Source organism: Spirosoma fluviale (assembly GCF_900230225.1).
Lineage (GTDB): Bacteria > Bacteroidota > Bacteroidia > Cytophagales > Spirosomataceae > Spirosoma > Spirosoma fluviale.
In genome coordinates this window covers 308,694-327,404 of the sequence record NZ_OCNH01000003.1, presented here as the reverse complement: position 1 = coordinate 327,404, position 18,711 = coordinate 308,694, and the positions used below count along the sequence as shown (strand labels likewise).

Below are 18,711 nucleotides of genomic sequence, written 5' to 3'. Positions count from 1 at the left end.
TTGGTAGCCTATAGATGTCAACCGACGAAGAAGTTGGTGAGTCAAAGACCTTACCCAGTTAGGGTAAAAACGTATCGACTAGCGTATCGGTCAGTTGATGGCTTGTCCAACCAGCCCACAAACTTTTTGCCTTTAGAACGGCCCAAGCCATCAGGCCCGCTCCCAAAGCAATTCCTACACTCTTTTCCGTTACTCCATGAGCCAGGCCGAACACCACCGAGGTCCACACAACGGCCCACAGTTTAGTCCAATATTTAACACAACAAGCCAGGAGCAAACCCCGACAAATGAGTTCCTCATAGAGGTTGGTGACCCCATTTACACTGTATCGATATACATCTATTTTATAGGTGAATGTGTGGCCACTCGCTGCCATTAGTAGTAAAGGGACAGCGGCCAGTAGTAGGCCGCTAATGAGTCCGTATTTTAGCGAGACCAACTTAAACCTAGTTGTCCCACTCCACTGCTCCTGGTAGTCTATGTTTAGTAGATACTTGCCAATCAACACCATTGCCAGCGATAAGGGGAGTAGTCCAAGAAGCCCATTACCATAATCATAAAAGAGTAAATGATTTATTCTATCCGGAAAGCCCAACCATTGGATCACAACTGGTCGCCCAACTTGAAGTCCATAAAATCCAGCGAAGATGAAACTGCTTAACCAAACTGGGATATAAACTTTGTCATTCAGTACTCGTATCCTACCCAATACAAACAGGAGCAGACTTACCAATAAGAGGCAAAAAGACACGACTAAATAGTCATTCATGGGTTTGAGTTATTGAATAATTGGGTCCGTTTGCCCTCCCTGAGTTCGAGTAAGCAAGAAGATTTGCGGGAAAGATACAATCTTCAAGGGGTATGGGAAAGGCTGGCGGTCCCAACTAGACCACATGGCATAGCTTGTCCACAAGTAGGCAGGATTGGGAAATTACTCAGTTTCATAAAAATGCCCGTCTTTAACGAACATACATGAATGACCCTTCGTCTCGCATTGGAGCGTTTAAAGAGAATGACAGTACCTAAGTAGGCAGGCTATATTTTTCTACTTTGGCTAATATAGTTTAGCACCAATGACTCAGATCAATTTGCTAAGACAAAAGACAAGCCTTTGCCTGTTAGTTATTTATGTTCGGTATCTGATTGGTGGGGCCTATGTTTTTTCAGGAATAGGGAAAGCGATGGGAGAGCGCTTTATCCAAGCAGGCTCGATGCAAATTCCCCCAATGGGCATGACTTTGGATGTTTTCTTCGAAACCTTATATCGAACCGGTTTATGGTGGCAATTCCTAGGCTGGGGACAACTGGTGTCGGGCTTTTTATTACTTACTCAGCGCTGGAGTACGCTCGGAGCGGTGGCCTTTTTACCCATTAGTATCAATATCTTCTTGATTACGCTGTCGATGGACTTTCATGGCACTCCGCTGATAACCGGTCTGATGGTGCTAGCCAACCTGGGCCTGTTGGGATGGGACTCCTCCAAGTTGAGCCCTCTGTTACAGCCTAATCAGGATACGACAGTGTCTATACACTGGCGGGGGGATCAGCTAGGTCATCCCCGTTATTGGGCAGGTCTGGGTTTGGTGATTTTTTTAACGTCGATCAGTTTTGGCAATCGAGTAAATCCCCCGCTGTGGTTGCTAGTTTGTTTAGTAGAAGGCTTGATAGGCTGGCTTGGCTGGTGGTTTTTTAGACGCGGTAAACCAAACGATGAGCGGCTCTAGGGTAAACCGGCAAACTCAAGTCCTATATCGTAACCGAACGTATGCTATTGATTGTACTGGCGGACCCGTTCGCTGGCTAGTTCACCCAGCTTTAAATTACCGTGCGCAAACTTGTGATTGTACTGCATCGTGGATACTTTCCAACCGCCGGGATGGCGGACCAACTCGAAGCGGTAGGTCCCATAAACGCCCCACTCCTCGCCACCAACCGCGTTAGGGATGTAGTGAACAGCATGCCCCTTGCAGACGCAACTGACTTGATCAGCACCAATCACGCTCACTTCATGATTAGATAGCATATGCTGAGTAAAGGCAAAGCCGGGTAAAACTTGTTGCCAAGCGCTTATAATCTGGCTGGGTGCAAGCCGGATGGGTGCTTGCCCACTCAACGACTCATAGTCGAGTAAGACCTCATCAGCAAACAAATCTTGGCACGAATGCCACTCTTGCCGATCGGTGGTGTTGAAGATGGCATTGACGGTTTGGATGACGTCGAATTGAAGCTGCATCAAATTTACTGGCGATTCCATATAAGGTTGGCATAAAAGTGATTTATACTAATCTATTCTCAGGTAAGTGAACATCCAAAAAGAGCACATCCGACTTAAAAGAGGGTAGCTGATCAGATGTATCAACCGTATTGGTAAAAACGGCAAGTACCCGTAGAGATGATAAACACCCAAGGCTTTGCACAAACGCCCTACTCCGGCGGAGCTCTGACGCTACGGAGTTATGCGACTATAGATCTGACCTCATACAGCTAAAGTGAGGCACCTATCCAATATCCTCAAAAGAGCGAATTGTGAGACACTCTATCTTTACTATCTGTCTAATTCGATCAGTCGCACACGCATCTTGAAAATTGCCAGTGACAACTTTTGTGTTGGCGTTACCAGATTTCTATTCAATTGTTAATCTGAAGATTTGCTGATGATAGTCTTTGCTGGTAAGACTCAATAATACGTTCAATTAATTTCTAATTGACTATCAGCTGCCTCAAGACCTGACTGTAGTGGGCTGAAAATTACAATACAATTTACCAGAATGACGGATCGGTTAATCCCTGGATTGACTTAATAGATCTTCTTGGTAAATTGTCCGAACCAGGACCATTGTAATAACCAGTAACGGAGCCGCCATAATCAGGCCCAACGTGCCGAAAAATGCGCCAATGATGATTTGGACAACCAGCAGAAGGGCTCAAGGCCCCCACCAGCGTCATGGAAATGAGCGTACCCAGTAACCACCCCAACAGCGAATCATCGATTTGCGCCAGAATGTGCCGTGTACGCTGCCGCCCTTGAGCAGCTTACCCGGCGATTGAATAACCAAATTTACCAGTTGTCGTCCCCAAGCACGCTCTTCAAGCTGCCGACGGGCATTTTCCCACACATTGGGTAATTCCGCTTGCAGTTGCTGCGCCTGCTCGCCGATGAGTGGGACAGCCAGCATACCCAGGCCCACCAGCACCCCCACTAGTGTTAGACCGACAACGAGTAACGCAATGCCCTCACGCCAGCCTGCCTGGCGACTCAGCCACCGGGCAGCGGCTCGCAGGGGCGAGGCAATCAGAATGGCGGATAGGAGTAGCAATAAGACATCAAACGAAGCACCAATCAGCCAAACCAGTAACGCAAAGAAAAAGGTAATACCCACCACCACGCACACACGACGGGCAAAGTCAGACAAGTCAGAAGGAGAAGACGCCATGGTGAATAAGCTAAAGATTGTTTGGAGTGAATGGTCGTTAAACGCTTACTCGGCCGCCTGATCGACACTCAGGTCGCGTAATTGCACCCGTTCAATGGAGTTGCCGATCCGGGCGGTTATGGTCGCTTCGTAATTATCGACTTTGGTTTTTTCGCCTTCGCTGGGCAAGCGGCCAAATCGACCCAGCAGGAGCCCGGCCAGCGATTCGTAATCGCCCTGTCGGTGTAACGGGTGAGGCAACAGGGCATTGAGGTCTTCGAGCGACTGGGTGGCCAGCACCGAATAGGTGGTCTCATTGACCTGTTCCACCATCGGGCGCTCCTCGTCGGAGTCATCCTGAATTTCGCCCACCAGTTCCTCCAGAATATCTTCCATCGTCACTAACCCTTCCGTGCCACCGTATTCATTGATTACCAACGCCATGACTTTACGCTGCCGCTGTAAATCGCGCAGGAGCAGTCGAATCGATTTATTCTCAGGCACCACCAGCAGCGGTTTGGCCAGTGAACGCAGATCCACGGATGGATGCTGTCGCAGGGTAATCAGCAGATCCCGCAGGTGGATGACACCCAGCACGTGATCCATGTCCTCGTCATAACACAGGATACGCGAGTATTTTTCGGCCATGATACGATCCAGCACCACCTGATCGAAGTCATTCACGTTGACCCCAAAAATGTGCGTCCTGGGTACCATGATCTGCCGGACGGTTCGATCCGAAAAGTCAAAGGCCCGGCCCACGATGGTCAGATCGGAGGCCGGAATTGGGTGATCCGATTCTTCGGCCTCTTCCTGACTCTGGCGAACCAGGTACTTCAACTCGTCCGGACTATGCACTTCAGTACCGTGAATGGCCTGAATGCCAAACCCGTTCAGTACCGCGTTGGCAAATCCGTTCAGCACCCAGATGAAGGGCCGAAAGACGAGATAAAACCCCTGCAAAGGATAAGCGATTAACAGCGTTGTGCTTTCCGACCGCTGAATGGCGAGCGATTTAGGGGCCAGTTCGCCAAAAACAATATGCAGCATCGTGATGAGCGCAAAGGCGATGGGTAACGAAATCCGGTGGGCCATCTCGGCACTCAGCGATAGACCGATTAGATCGAATCCAGCTGTCAGGAGCGCCCCCACGACCGGCTCGCCAATCCAACCGAGTCCCAGGCTGGCCAGGGTAATGCCAAACTGCGTGGCGGCTAAATACCCGTCGAGGTGGGAAAGCATATGGGTGGCCAGCTTAGCCGACGCGTTGCCCGCCTGCGCTTTGAGCTCCAGCTGGGAGGCCCGCACTTTGACAATGGCAAATTCGGCGGCTACGAAGAAGCCATTCAAGGCCACCAGCAACAGGGTAAACAACAGGTTGAGAATCATCCGGGGGTCGTATATAAGGTAGTTCTACCCAAACTATAAAGCAACGGGTAGGCCGATTGGTTTAAATTTACTGCCAGCCGCCCCCCAGTGCCCGGTACAAATCGACCAGCGAAAGAAACTGCGCCTGTTTGGTATTGATGAGCGCTAATTCGGCGTCCAGTACCGACCGCTGGGCGGTGATCACTTCCAGGTACGTCGCGTAATTAGCGGCAAACAGCTCATCGGAGGTCGTGGCGGCCTGCCGCAAAACCATTACCTCCTGCGTTTGCAGGTCCGCCACGTCCCGATAATTCTCCAGCCCTTTCAGGTTGCTGACGACCTCACTTACGCCCGTCAGAATGACGCGTTGGTAGGCCAAATACGCTTCCCGGCTTTGGGCCAGTGAAATGGCCAGGTTTCCCTTCAGCAGGCGCCGGTTGAAGACCGGAGCTGCCAGGCTACCCAGCACACCGATAGCCAATGAGGCCGGACTCAGCAGCACTGAGGGCCGAAAGGCATTCAGGCCCACATAAGGCGTCAGGTTCAGGCTGGGCAGAAAGTCGGCCTGCGCCACGGCGACATCTACGTTGGCCGCTTCCAGTTCCCGTTCGGCCTGCCGGATGTCGGGCCGACGACGAACTAACTGCGCTGGAATACCCGCAACCACTGACGCGGGCAACTGCTGATCCCGGATGGAAACACCCCGCGCAATGGGCTGGGGGTAACGACCCAGCAGGACGTTGATCTGGTTCTCGGTTTCGATGATCTGCTGGCGAACCCGGCCTTCCCGGCTGCGCGTGCCCAGTAGTTGTGCCCGAAATTGCTGCACGGCCAGCTCGGTCACCCGACCCGCTGATTTTTGCACCGCCACCAGCTCCAGGGCTTTTTGTTGTAGCCCGATATTATCTCGGATAATCTCTCCTTCCGCATCCAGAGCCAGCAGGGTATAGTACAGCCGGGCCAGCTCAGCGGTAAGCGCCGTAATGACGACGTTGCGCCCCTCCTGTGAAGCAAGCATCCGGTTGTAAGCCGCCCGGCGACGGTTGCGCAGTTTGCCCCAGATGTCCACCTCCCAAGAGGCCCGGAAACCCGCGAAGAAGTCGGGGGTGGGGTTTGGAATCAGGCTGGGTCCGGTCACGTTGTCCGACAGATTGGTATCGAAGTTGCCGACCCCATTCATCGTATAGCGCCCAAAGCGGTCCAGCCCCGCCGTGGCGACGGCATCGACCTGCGGCAGGAGCGCCCCTTGGCTGATGCCGTAATTGGCCCGGGCTACGGTGATGCGCTGCAACGCAATTTTTAAATCCAGGTTACGGGCTAAGGCCGTATCGATCAGCGCAATCAGGTTCGAGTCAGCAAATAGCGTCTGAAACGGCCGGTCGCCCATACTGGCTGAGTCAGTGCTGGCCACGTACGATTGGGGCGTGGTAACCACCGGCGTGGCCACCGGGTTGTGCAGGATTCGGCAACCACTCAGTAGGCTAACCAGCAGCCCTACGGCTAGCATCGACATCCTATCATGCTTTTTCAAGTACTTCACGGTTCGTTTTGGTTTTACTAGATACGGATGAAGGTGGTTGTTGCGCCTGACGTGGTTTGGTGAAACGACCGGTCAGGCCCGCAAACACGACGTAGAGTCCCGGTATAATGACTAGCCCAAACAGGGTTCCCATCAGCATCCCCCCCGCTGCGGCTGTGCCAATGGTGCGGTTGCCCACGGCCCCGGCTCCGGTGGCAACACATAACGGAATCAGCCCCGCGATGAAGGCAAAGGAGGTCATCAGGATGGGTCGCAACCGGGCTACGGCCCCCTCGATGGCCGCCCGTACGACCGTCATGCCTTCCGACCGGCGCTGGTTGGCAAACTCCACGATGAGAATGGCGTTTTTACCGAGTAGCCCGATCAGCATCACCATTGCAATCTGGGCGTAGATGTTGTTTTCCAGCCCCATGACCCATAGGAAAAAGAAGGCCCCGAAAATGCCCGTGGGCAGCGAGAGGATGACCGGCAGGGGCAACAGGAAACTTTCGTACTGCGCGGCCAGGATCAGGTAGACGAACACCAGACAGATCAGGAAAATGTACACGGCCTGATTACCCGTCTGCACCTCATCCCGCGAGATTCCGGCCCAGTCAATGTCGTAGCCTTTGGGAAGTTTGGTCGCGGCTACTTCCTGAATGGCTTTGATGGCGCTGCCGCTGCTGAAGCCGGGGGAGGCTTCGCCGTTCAATTCCGCCGAAGGGTACATATTCAACCGGGTAACCTGTTCCATACCGTACACCCGCTCCACGCGCATAAAGGCGGAGAAGGGAACCATCTCGCCCTCGTCGTTCTTGACGTAGAGTTTCAGCAGGTCGTCCAATTGAGCCCGGTACTCCGGCAGGGCCTGGACCATCACTTTGTACATCTGCCCGAACCGAATAAAGTTGGTGGCGTACTCTGAGCCGATCAGGGTTTGCAGCGTTTGCATGGCCCTGGCCACCGACACGTTCTTTTGGGCGGCCTTATCGGGATCCACGTAGAGCATATACTGGGGGAAACTCGCATCATAGATCGTGAACGCGTTCTCAATTTCGGGCCGGGCCACCAGGTCTTTCATAAACTGTTGGGTTACCGTTTCGAGCTTCTTATAATCACTCTTACCCGTTTTGTCTAAGAGCCGCAACTCGAAACCGCTGGCGTTGCCATAGCCGGGTACGGCAGGGGGCGGGAAAAATTCAATCTTCGCGTCTTTGATGTGGCGGGTACGTTGGGTCAGGGCTTCGGTAACGTCTTCCACAGACTCCGCACGCTGATCCCAGTCTTTGAGGTTGATCAGACAAGTACCATACGTAGCACCCGTACCGTCCGAAAGAACGTTGGTACCCGCCAGCGAGGAGACGGATTTAATCGCCGGAATGCCTTTGGCCGCCTGTTGAATCTGGTCCACGACGGCCCGGGTTCGTTCGAGCGTCGAACCGGCCGGCGTGGTAATGCTGGCATAGAACGTACCCTGATCGTCGTTGGGAATAAAACCCGAGGGCACAAGCGAACTCGTTCCCCAGATACCAACGCAAAACGCGGCCAGCACCCCAAATGTCACTACTCGCCGATTGATTATCAGCTCCAGCAATCGCCCATAACGGCCGGCCAGCGATTCATAGCGGGCGTTGAAACCGGCAAAGAAGCGGTTTATTAATCCCCGGGCCGCGTTCGGCTTTTTGGGTACGCCGTGCCCATCGTGGCTTGGCGAATGTTTGAGAATGAGCGCACACAGGGCCGGGCTGAGCGTCAGGGCATTCAGCGCCGAAATCAGAATGGCAACGGCCATGGTCACGGCAAACTGCCGAAAGAAAATTCCAACCGGCCCGGACAAAAACGTAACGGGTACGAACACGGCAACCATGACCAGGGTAATAGCCACGACGGCTCCCCCAATCTCACCAATGGCCGCTTTGGCAGCCTCCCAGGGACTAAGCCCCTCTTTCTCCATCTTGGCGTGAACCGCTTCGACCACCACAATAGAATCATCGACCACGATCCCGATGGCCAGTACCAGCGCAAAGAGCGTGATCAGGTTGATGGAAAAGCCGAAGAGCTGCATGAAAAAGAACGTACCTACCAGCGATACCGGCACGGCGATGGCCGGAATGAGGGTCGATCGCCAGTCCTGCAAAAACAGAAATACCACCAGGGCTACCAATAAAAACGCTTCGATCAGCGTCTTGATCACCTCGTGAATCGACGCGTCCAGAAAGCGCGAGACATCGTAGCTCATCTCGTAGTCGACGCCCGCCGGGAACGAACTTTGTTTCAGCTCGGCCATCCGGGTTTTAATATCGGCAATTACTTGACTGGCATTCGAGCCGGGTAACTGCTTGAGCATGATCGCGGCCGAAGGCCGACCGTCGAACTTGGATACCACATCGTAGTAGGTTGTACTGAACTCGATATCAGCCACGTCTTTCAACCGGAGTAGTTCCCCATTTGGGTTTGCCTTGAGGGGAATATTTCCGTACTCGGCTTCGGTGGTATACTTTCCCGTGTACTTGAGCACGTATTGCAGCGCCTGCCCTTTTTTCTCCGAGCTTTCGCCCAGCTTCCCCGGAGCCGCTTCGACGTTCTGGTTCTGGAGGGATTCCACTACTTCATCGGCGGCAATGTTGTAGGCCAGCATCCGGTCGGGTTTGAGCCAGATCCGCATCGCATATTCCTTGGCCCCCATAATGTCGGCGAAGCCAACCCCCTTGATTCGCTTGAGTTCAGCCAGCACGTTAATGTCGGCGAAGTTGTAGAGAAACTTCTCGTCGAGGGCATCGTTGCTGCTAAAGACATTCAGATACATTAGCATTGAGTTTTCTTCCTTGGCGATCTTAACCCCATTTTTAATGACTTCCGAGGGCAGTTCGGCCATGACGGCCGCTACCCGGTTCTGTACGTTTACGGCGGCCACGTCGGGATCCGTGCCAATATCAAAAATGATCTGGATCACGCTTACCCCGTCGTTACCGGCGTCCGACGACATGTATTTCATGCCCGGTACGCCGTTGATCGCGCGTTCGAGGGGGGTAATAACCGCCTTAACGGAGGTTTCGGCGTTGGCCCCGGTGTATTCGGTCGTCACGTTAACCTCCGGGGGAGCAATGGCCGGGAATTGGGTCATCGGTAACTGCGTGAGTGCCAGCAGCCCCAGCAGCGTGATCATCACCGAAATGACAATCGCCAGCACCGGCCTGTCAATGAATTTTGCAAACATAGTGGTCCGCCCTTGCGGTTGTTGAGTGTCTGAACGTTTACTGATTAGCTAACTGCGCCATGAGTTGGGGAGCCGACAGTACTTGTGGCTCAATGGTATCGCCCTCTTTCACGGTCTGAATGCCTTCGTAGAGAATCCGGTCCGAAGCGGCCAGGCCGGACGCCACGACGTACAGCTGCGGCAGCCGAAGCTTGGGCACGAAACTGCGCATCCTGACTTTGTTGTCAGCACCCACCACGAAGACAAACAGCTTGTCCTGTAATTCGAAAGCCGCTTTCTGGGGAATCATCAACGCCTGGGTCACCGCCTGATTCATCCTGACTTTCCCACTCGAACCGTGTTTGAGCAGATTTTTGGGGTTGGCAAAGCGGGCGCGGAAAGCAATGTTACCCGTATTGCGGTCAATTTGCCCGTCGATTTTCTCGATGCTCCCTTTATTGGTATGTATCTGATTGTTGGCCAGCACCAGCGATACGTCCCGTTTCTGAAGGGCGTCCTTAGCCGTAACAAAATCCAGGTACTCCCCTTCGGGAACATTGAAATAAGCGAACACCTGGTGGTTATCGGAGAGCGTGGTCAACAGGGTTCCGGCGTCGACCAGACTGCCCACTTTGTTGGGAATCCGGTCAACCACGCCGTCGAAGGGCGCGCGGATTTGGGTGAGGGCCAGTTTTTGGCGGGCCCCCGTTTGGGCGGTTTTGGCTTCGTCAATTTTCGCCCGGGCGGCAGCCAGTTTGGCCTGCGCTTTTTCTAATTCAATCTCGGAGATAACCTTTTTATTGGCCAGCAGCGACACGCTTTTCACTTCGACCTCCGCGGTTTTGGCTTCCGCCGTTGCATTGTTCAGGCTGGCCGTTGCCCGCATCAGTTCCTCGCGGTATTCGGGATTATTGACCGTAAAGAGCAGTTGCCCTTTGCGGACGAATCCCCCTTCATCCACGTAAATGTGGTCCAGATAACCTTCAATGCGCGTACGGATTTCGACGTTCTGTACGGCCTGAATATCAGCAACGTAATCTTTGGCGTATAGCGTGTCGGTTACGACTGGCTGGATAACCGGGTATGTTTCCGTTTTAGCCTGCTCGGTCTTTTGCTCGGTTGAGCAAGCCGTTACGACGAATAACAATACCCAAACTGACAGGATATGCGTTGTCAATCGGACCCGCCGAAAACGGGTCACTCCTTGAAGAGACATAAATGAGTTGAAAAATAATGGAGAAAATAGCTAGCAACTAGCGACTGCGTACCTGGTTATACAATTGGTACGGTAGGCTTTAACGCTTTCATCAAGCGACCGGAAAGGGCCGACGAGAAGGAAGTGTCGGTAAAGAGGAGATTTAGGCCACCTGGCCGGGCCGTCGTTGTGGGGGAGGTGTATTGATCTCAGCCGGGTTAGACCGGTAGATAAGTCCCGTAAAGGGCATCCGCGTGGGGGTGAGATAACCAGCCACTGGATCTACTAAATAAATGACAAGTGGACTGGGAATAGACCAGTCCATGAAGATCTTGGTCAGCTGATCTTCCTCTTCGTTTGATTCATCGTGCTCAGGAACTGCATCGTGGATGCCAAACACGTTTTCGAGAATTAGTTCGCCTAAGCTTTCGATCTCGTTGACGGATAAATCTTCCCGGTACTCGCCATAGCTATTGGCCGACACATAACCATCGGGCGCGTCAATACTGACATTGATGACGTAAAAAGCCATCAATAAGCAAAAAAGCCTGTGCCAAACTGCGCTATATTTCCGTTTTTGCATGATCACCCGATTGGATCATAACAAATATAATGCGAAGGGAGGTTCTATTCTTTAATTTAGTTTTAATACAGTCAGATTGTTTAAATTCCACTAATTTTTATTTGGATAGTTAAATTGACTGCTTTTTTTGTGAGTAATTGCCAAGGCGCTAATCAATAATAGAATCGCCAACAGGCTCCATAAACTAAACTCTGTTCTGGAAGCTGGTCACCTCACCTGTACATCTTGCAACTGAAGATGATGCATGAGGTTATCCGTAGAGGCAGAGCTATAGATTCTAACATCGTCGACTGTTTTTAGCTGAATTGATAGGCCATCCGTGCCAGACCTACCCAACTGAAAGTAGCCCTTAGCAGGCTAACGGAGCGACATATAGGCAGGCGAATTCCCGGCAGCGAATCGCTTGAAAAGGCCCTATAGAAGGAAGCACGTTTGTAGCGTATACTGTGGATAGTACTTTACATTTATCAAAAAAGTTGTCCAATAAAACGCCCGAATTAATGAGCAGATACATGAAAAATTTGTCGTCTAAGACGGGAGCTTATTCATGAACGTTTCTTCGTCTCATTCAGGAGCGAATTGTGAGACATTTATTTTTTAATATCTGTCCAATATAATCAGTAGCATACGCCCCGTTTTTTAAAGGGCATTATAGTCAATCTGACTTTGGAAACGGATCGGTTTGCTCTTGCAAACTATATCCTACCTTTCTCACTCGATTATGCTCAGTGAGAAAGGTAGGGTACTCGAGTATACGAATGGTCAAATCAGTTTTGTTACTTTGATGAGTTATTAGCACTTAAGATCGTCCATTGGTAAGTTACTTTGCCGTTTTTTATGCCATATGATGTAAAGGTAATGGCGTCTTCTGGCTTATTCTGATTACGGTTTTTTGTGGATAGTTTTGCCCATACGTGCCCATACTTATTGCCCGTCGAGTCGGTAATCACTTCATAGATGGGTTGATTTAAGTTTACCGATTCTACCATAGGCCTAAACTTTTTTATGCCTGCTATAACAGTGTCAATAGGCATATACTTTGATGTGGTATCGGCTGCCCACTGATTGACGATGACTACAGCGCTGTCGCTATAGCAGGCGCGATAGGTTTCCCAATCCCCTTTCGCATAAGCTTCAGATACCTTTTTGAGTAGGTCGACGTCAGGGCCGGAATTAGTAAAAGACCCCTTTCCTGGAGCCGCTTCGGATGTTGAGGTCGATTGTTGACAGGCAGTGACCCCTGCAATGATCAGCGAAAATGCAAAAGCAATACACAGCGATTTCATGTGTTTTTTAATTTAGGTTAAAGGATAAAAAAGTAAGCAGTTCTGATCATACATAATCGAGTTAACGGTCTTCCTGCTACAGTGAGTTACAGAAACAACTATCAGCATTATCTATGTGGCAAGAGAATCCGATCGGGCTGATTAGCCTGTAGCTCGTGATTAGCCTTTTAGGTTAATTGAACTACAGTTTGAGGAAGCCTGTAAGAATAAACCTTAAAAGGGCAATTTGACAATGAGTTGAATCATTAGCACTTTATTCGTACAGTATCATGCCCAATTAACTAATCTATAATTGGATATTGGTAAGTGTATTTGTACACAAACAATCGTTTCAGTATTTATGTAGCAATTATAATATAATAGGTATAATAAAACAAGTACATAAATAAACATAATGTTTCTATAACAGTCTGTTAAAGGCGGCTATTTAGGAATCTCTTTACGTATCATGAGGGAGCGTTTTATTGGACCGTTTTCTGAATGACGGCTAAGGGAAGAGAAGTCGATAGGGTGAATTAAAACCAGGTGAGCGTTTATTCCCCAATCAGTTCGGGTACTAATGAACTTAGTTGTAATTTCGAGCCGGTTTAACGAAGGGATGATAATCCGTGCTACCCGTAGGTAATGATCCTTAAAGTCTAGTGATAGGCAGGTCCTTGATGAGCAAGATACCCCAACCAACCCGGGTAGCTTGACCTTCCATTCGCTACTGATGAATGCCATACCCGGGAATCATCTGGTGTTATTGCCCGATGCGCCAAGGTTCACCATTGTAGCTGTCTCCGACGACTACCTGAAAGCCCTCAACCTTCAACGCGAGCCCTTACTAGGCAACGGGGTGTTTGAGGTCTTCTTCAGCGACGGTGGCAACCAGGCTGGTGCCCAACAACTCCTCCAATCACTGACCCAAGTAGTACAAACCAAACAGATCCAGTCCATCATGGACCTACGCTACGAGCGGTCCTACTACCAAACCTATATACTGGAGGGGCGTGCCTGGCGCGTGGCGAATAAGCCCGTTGAGGACATCACAACGGAGGTGCAACTGGTGGAGGTCGCTCAGGCCAACCGCTATCTACAAACCATCATCAATTTGTTTAAAGAACCCATGCAGGTTCTTCAACCGATTCAGGAAAATGGGGAAATCATTGACTTTCGCTTTACCTTGACCAACCAGGCCTATGCCGCCTATGCCAAGGCGACCCCGGAACAACTGCAGGGTAAACGCGTGAGCGAGGTATTTCCCGGATATAAAGAAACGGAGAGCTTCAGCAACCCGGTTGAAACCTACAAAACAGGCAAGCCCCTTACCTTTGAGATCCATTACGAGCAGGATGGACTTGACCTCTACAATTTGATGAGTACGGCTAAACTGGGGGAGGAAGTGGTTATCCACTTTACTGATTTTACCCGCTTGAGGCACTTGCAACTTCAGCTTGAAAGCAAGATCCGGGAGTTGAGCCGGCTCCAACCAAAGCCTTCAGGAGTTTGCCTACGTGGCTTCCCATGATCTCCAGGAGCCCCTACGCAAGATTCAATCGTTTGGCGAAATGCTCCGCGGGCAGCGTTCAGAACCGCTGGGCGATGGTGTCGATTACTTGCAGCGGATGCAGACGGCAGCCAGTCGAATGTCGACTTTAATCCAGGATTTGCTGGCCTACTCGCGTATAATCGGCCCAGGCCGATCAAATCACACCCGTATCGCTGTCGACTGTACTCAACCTGAGCTTAGCGGATTTAGACTTAATGATTGCCGAAACGGGTGCCCAGATAACCCTCGATTCCTTGCCAACGGTGTTGGGTGATTCGCTGCAATTAGGCCAACTCTTTCAAAATTTGCTCAGTAATGCGGTAAAGTTTCGCCGGTCAGACCAACCTCTACGGATTCAGGTGCGTTACCGGTGCCTAAGCGCTGGGGATCTGCCTTCCCGTGTTAAACCCATCCGTCAGGCGACGAGCTACCATCAGATTGAGGTCGCCGATAACGGGATTGGTTTTAATGAGCAATACAGTGAGCGCATCTTTCAGGTCTTCCAGCGCCTACATGGTAAAACCCAGTATGCGGGCACCGGCATTGGTCTGGCTATTTGTGAAAAAGTAGTCGCCAATCATGGGGGAGCTATCACGGCCAGCAGCCATGCGGGTCAGGGGGCCACGTTTAGTGTGTACTTACCTGTCTAGATATACTTATCGAGTAGGCTACTGACTGTCTTTTACTGACATTGAAATATAGTAGATTAGAAATTGAGCATTTTGTGAGATGGCTGATCGTTGCGAAGAAGGTGTCACCAGTATCAATTGTCGCCACGAACACCCTGACTTGGCGACCGCCGTTGGCAGTGACGCTTTCTACCCAGAGAGTTGACGGTTGAAGTAGTCCAGAAGCGGTTAAAACGGACGCGGATAATGGGACAGCCGTAAGGTGCCGGCGTTTTAACATCATTTAACCCGGCTATGATCCGCTTACTGGTCTTGAGCAGTTACTTTTCCGATGAAAACTCTTTTGTCAGATGCTACACCTACGGTACACCCTTGTCGTCTACTTATTTTTCAATATTACGCCGATTTGGGCGCAGCGACTATCATCTGCCGAGGAGAAACTGCTCCGCCAAGCTGTTGTTCCATTCAATGATCCGGATAGCGCCGTATTGCCGCCGACGCTAACCGACTTGGTCCGTAATCGATCGGTCATTGCTATTGGGGAGGTTACCCACGGTACGCAGGAAATTCAGCGGCTTCAGATCAGGGTGGCTAAGACCTTGGTGCAGGAGCACGGTTTCAACGCTGTATCACTTGGGGAGGCTTACCTCAGTAATACATGGCTCCTGAATGACTACGTGCTGTTCGGCAAAGACAATACCCAACAAACCCTGGCGGCCGTTGTTGGTATGACTACCGACATGCTTGACTTTGTTGAATGGCTACGAACGGTTAACGCATCTCGTCCCGTGGCGCAGCGGGTTTGGCTGCTTGGTGCGGAGATGGGCCCTCCCGGTCAGCTTGCCCGCCTTGCGCTATCATACGTTAAAGCACGGCGAATGGCCTTGCCCGACTCCCTGCACAACCTGCTGGCTGAATTGATGACCCTACCCGATATGTATAAGGCTCAAGCCAACACGAACTCCCTGGTAAAGCGGGCTAAGGCGTTGACGGTGTGGTTGGCTCGCAGCGATACGGCCGCTTCCGTAACGCTGAAGCAAGCTTGGCAGCGCCAGTGTATTGGGCAACTTCCCGAGGCACTTGAAACGTTTAGTCGGCCCACGCAGGCCTACCGCGACCGGGCGATGTATGAAAACATTCGTTGGCTCAAGGAACGACGGTCAACGAGTAAAGTTGCCGTTATCAACATTCACAACGCACACATTGAGAAACGGCCCTGTTACGCATGGGAGGGCTTAACCCGGGCCGGGTATTGGTTGGATAGCGCCTACCACCAGCAGTATCTCGCTATCGGTACGGAAGTAGGTAGGGGAACGTACACATCCTGGAATGAAAAAGGAGTCTTTACCGTCCGCGTTCCTGAGGATCGTCGGAAAGTAGGCACGCTTATTAGAGCCGTTACGAGTACGCCCTACGGGTTTATCAATCTGAACGCTTCGCCGACGATAAGGCAGTTCCTGCAGGTGCACAACCAGCTTACGTACGGTACCTCAGACCAACGTACCGGCATGATATGGCCTTGCAAGACCTTACCCGACGCATTTGATGCCCTATTGTACAGCCGTGAATCAACACCCACCCCATCCGCGACGGGCATTTACGCCGGTTCGGTTGTTCCTCTTTTCTGCCTTTACCTGAACATGACCGATTCGCTCAGGCATCAGCTACGCAAGGCGGGTCAGGTTCGACTTTCGCTGCGGGCTGACTTCACCGGAATAGCGGATACCGAAAGTTCGGTGCGACTCAGTGTATACTGCCACGATAGACTAAACAAACAGTTGTCTCATTATGTGTTGCCCATCAACAGTGGCACGGCCGCTGAACAATTGATTAAAGTCCCTGCCCGAACGCAGTTCATTTCTGTGGGCTTGTACGCTGAACAGATAAGCACATTAACGGTAAACCGGTTTGCTGTCAACGACAGGCCGTTACCAACGTCCGTATTTACGCTTCATCAGTGGGAACCAAACGACACCGTCACGAAAGGAGATTACCAGATCTCGTATTTGACTAACCAGATTCTGGTTCAACGCAAATAACCCATGGCCGATTGGTGATCCAGTGGTTTTGCACTTAACTCGTATGCTACGAACCGTAGTTGACGGTTATTAAAATAAGCCATTTCTTTAAACGCCCCATTTAATGAGTACTTAGATGATTGCTTCTTGGTCTCATATGGGAGCGAATTTTGAGAATTTGACTAATAGGGGGTACTCGCCAGCAACGACCGGTTTAGATTCGTTGCCCCGTTTACAAGCATACGGAAGTTTTCATCGCGTAATTTTAGCCTGTACTTAGCCCGTCGACCTACATGGCTGATTCAGAGACAAAGCGACTTTCCCGGTTAGTCGCCATCCAGACCTTGTTACAATCGAAACAACTAACCACGGCCACGGAGCTGGCTAGTCGCTTTTCGGTCAGCGTGCGCACCATTTACCGCGACATGAAAACCCTCGAAAGCGCCGGTGTGCCCATCCTGACCGTCGAGGGAAGAGGCTATGCACTCGTGGAAGGGTACCGACTGCCACCCGTTTCATTTACCCAAGCCGAAGCCAACGCCCTGATTACCGTGGAACACCTTATCCAGGCCCATCAGGATACATCTTTGGTGCAAGCCTACGCTCAGGCTTTGACTAAGCTCAGGGCCGTTCTACGCCAGCCTACCCAACAGAAAGCTGACTTTCTGGCCTCGCGGATGAAAGTGTATACCCATACCCAGCCTAAAAGTGGCCATCTGGCCACCCTGCAAAACGCCCTGACCGCCTTTCTGCGGGTGCGAATCGAGTACCGGGCGGCTTCGGGGGAGCTGTCCAACCGAACCCTGGAACCCTTCGCTTTGCTGCTGAGCACGCAGGAGAACTGGTTGCTGGTGGGCTGGTGTGGGCTGCGCGGTGCCTATCGCATCTTCAGGCTGGACCGTATCGAGCAGCTTACCGTGCTGACCGAAACATTCACCCCCCATCCACTCACCCTGAAGCAATACTTTGAGACGTTGGGTGAAATAAAGTGAGTACCCCTGACATACCCTTGTCGCAGCGCCACGTTAGCTTTGTCGGGACAGCCCTTGAGCCGCTGTCGGTCATCACTCAACTCGCTAAACATCAAAACGCCATGTACATTATTCTGGGTGCCACGGGTCATGTTGGATCAGCCGTGGCGCAATCGTTACTCGATCAGGGCGAATCGATCACCGTTCTTACCCACGATGCCCAAAAAGGCCAGATGTGGCAGCAGAAAGGGGCAACTGTCGCCGTAGCGGACGTGCACGACACGAACCAGCTGCGGGCGGTCTTTCAGGGGGGAAAACGCCTGTTTGTGCTTAACCCACCCGCCCCCATCACCACCAACACGGTCCAGGAAGAACGCAACAGTGTCCGATCGATTCTAGCGGCCCTAATCGATTCAGGGATTGAGAAGATCGTGGCCCAATCAACCTACGGGGCGCAGCCCGGGGAGCGGATAGGTGACCTGGGCGTGCTGTATGAACTGGAGCAGGGCTTAGGGAAAACCGGTATTCCGACCAGCATCCTCCGGGCGGCCTACTATATGAGCAATTGGGACATAGCGCTGGCTACGGCCCGACAGGCCGGCCGCGTACCTACGCTGTTCCCGCCTGCGTTCAAGTTACCCATGGTCGCTCCCCGGGATGTAGGCACGGTGGGCGCGGCTCTGTTACGGGAACCGGTTCAACAAACTGGCTTACACTACGTCGAAGGACCCCAACGCTACTCGTCGGCGGATGTGGCCGCTGCGTTTGCCGATGTGTTAGGTAAAGACGTTGAAGCGGTCGAAACACCGCGTGACGTGTGGGCCACGACCCTACAGCAGCTGGGCTTTTCGGAACAAGCGGCCGAGTCGATGGCCACGATGACGGGGATTACCCTGGATCAAACCTACGAGCTACCCGAAGCCCCTATTCGGGGGACAATCACGTTACAGGCCTACATCACGGCTCTGGTCAAATCGGGTCAGTAAGGCACAGATCAACGAA

13 protein-coding genes and 1 pseudogene are annotated in these 18,711 nt (G+C 51.8%); 5 read left to right on the top strand and 9 right to left on the bottom strand.

Annotation, left to right across the window (positions count from 1 at the left end):
* Positions 1-58 precede the first annotated feature (58 nt).
* Positions 59-769: a CPBP family intramembrane glutamic endopeptidase gene (locus tag CRO74_RS17645; RefSeq protein WP_097127491.1), complete on the bottom strand. Its 711-nt coding sequence runs from the start codon at positions 767-769 to the stop codon at positions 59-61.
* Between the two features lie 304 nt (positions 770-1,073).
* Here CRO74_RS17645 and CRO74_RS17640 point away from each other — a divergent pair, with 304 nt between their 5' ends.
* Positions 1,074-1,724, top strand: coding sequence for a hypothetical protein (locus tag CRO74_RS17640; protein WP_097127489.1), 651 nt, complete (start codon positions 1,074-1,076; stop codon positions 1,722-1,724).
* A 44-nt stretch (positions 1,725-1,768) separates the two neighbouring features.
* Here the strand turns inward: CRO74_RS17640 and CRO74_RS17635 are convergent, their stop codons facing one another.
* The 8 genes from CRO74_RS17635 to CRO74_RS17600 all read right to left on the bottom strand — a co-directional run bounded on the left by CRO74_RS17635 (position 1,769) and on the right by CRO74_RS17600 (position 12,560).
* The gene (locus CRO74_RS17635; protein WP_097127488.1) at positions 1,769-2,254 is read right to left on the bottom strand and encodes a nuclear transport factor 2 family protein; all 486 of its coding nucleotides are present in this window, start codon (positions 2,252-2,254) and stop codon (positions 1,769-1,771) included.
* Positions 2,255-2,942: 688 nt separating this feature from the next.
* Entirely contained in the window at positions 2,943-3,434 is a 492-nt protein-coding gene (locus CRO74_RS17630) for an AI-2E family transporter (RefSeq protein ID WP_097127486.1), read from the bottom strand.
* 45 nt (positions 3,435-3,479) lie between these two features.
* Complete coding sequence (locus CRO74_RS17625) at positions 3,480-4,802, bottom strand: hemolysin family protein (RefSeq protein ID WP_097127485.1); 1,323 nt, start codon at positions 4,800-4,802, stop codon at positions 3,480-3,482.
* 67 nt (positions 4,803-4,869) lie between these two features.
* Positions 4,870-6,294, bottom strand: coding sequence for an efflux transporter outer membrane subunit (locus tag CRO74_RS17620; RefSeq protein ID WP_097127483.1), 1,425 nt, complete (start codon positions 6,292-6,294; stop codon positions 4,870-4,872).
* Positions 6,295-6,298: 4 nt separating this feature from the next.
* A complete protein-coding gene (locus CRO74_RS17615) occupies positions 6,299-9,517 on the bottom strand; it encodes an efflux RND transporter permease subunit (protein ID WP_097127482.1) in 3,219 nt (1,072 codons plus the stop codon).
* A gap of 37 nt (positions 9,518-9,554) precedes the next feature.
* Positions 9,555-10,712 carry an efflux RND transporter periplasmic adaptor subunit gene (locus CRO74_RS17610; RefSeq protein ID WP_097127480.1) on the bottom strand — a complete coding sequence of 386 codons (1,158 nt, stop codon included), beginning with the start codon at positions 10,710-10,712 and terminating at the stop codon, positions 9,555-9,557.
* A 142-nt stretch (positions 10,713-10,854) separates the two neighbouring features.
* A complete protein-coding gene (locus CRO74_RS17605; RefSeq protein WP_097127479.1) occupies positions 10,855-11,223 on the bottom strand; it encodes a hypothetical protein in 369 nt (122 codons plus the stop codon).
* Between the two features lie 827 nt (positions 11,224-12,050).
* Positions 12,051-12,560 (bottom strand): hypothetical protein, encoded by a 510-nt coding sequence (locus CRO74_RS17600; RefSeq protein ID WP_097127477.1) that lies wholly within the window; start codon positions 12,558-12,560, stop codon positions 12,051-12,053.
* 712 nt (positions 12,561-13,272) lie between these two features.
* On the opposite strand from CRO74_RS17600, the pseudogene CRO74_RS32320 reads away from it, so the two are divergent.
* From CRO74_RS32320 to CRO74_RS17580, 4 genes and pseudogenes are all read left to right on the top strand, one after another.
* Positions 13,273-14,741, top strand: a pseudogene (locus tag CRO74_RS32320) (sensor histidine kinase).
* 329 nt (positions 14,742-15,070) lie between these two features.
* Positions 15,071-16,759: an erythromycin esterase family protein gene (locus CRO74_RS17590; protein WP_097127476.1), complete on the top strand. Its 1,689-nt coding sequence runs from the start codon at positions 15,071-15,073 to the stop codon at positions 16,757-16,759.
* A 272-nt stretch (positions 16,760-17,031) separates the two neighbouring features.
* Positions 17,032-17,730 carry a helix-turn-helix transcriptional regulator gene (locus CRO74_RS17585; RefSeq protein WP_097127474.1) on the top strand — a complete coding sequence of 233 codons (699 nt, stop codon included), beginning with the start codon at positions 17,032-17,034 and terminating at the stop codon, positions 17,728-17,730.
* A gap of 17 nt (positions 17,731-17,747) precedes the next feature.
* Positions 17,748-18,695, top strand: a complete 948-nt coding sequence (locus tag CRO74_RS17580; protein ID WP_245877898.1) for an NmrA family NAD(P)-binding protein — start codon at positions 17,748-17,750, stop codon at positions 18,693-18,695.
* The last annotated feature ends 16 nt before the right edge of the window (positions 18,696-18,711 follow it).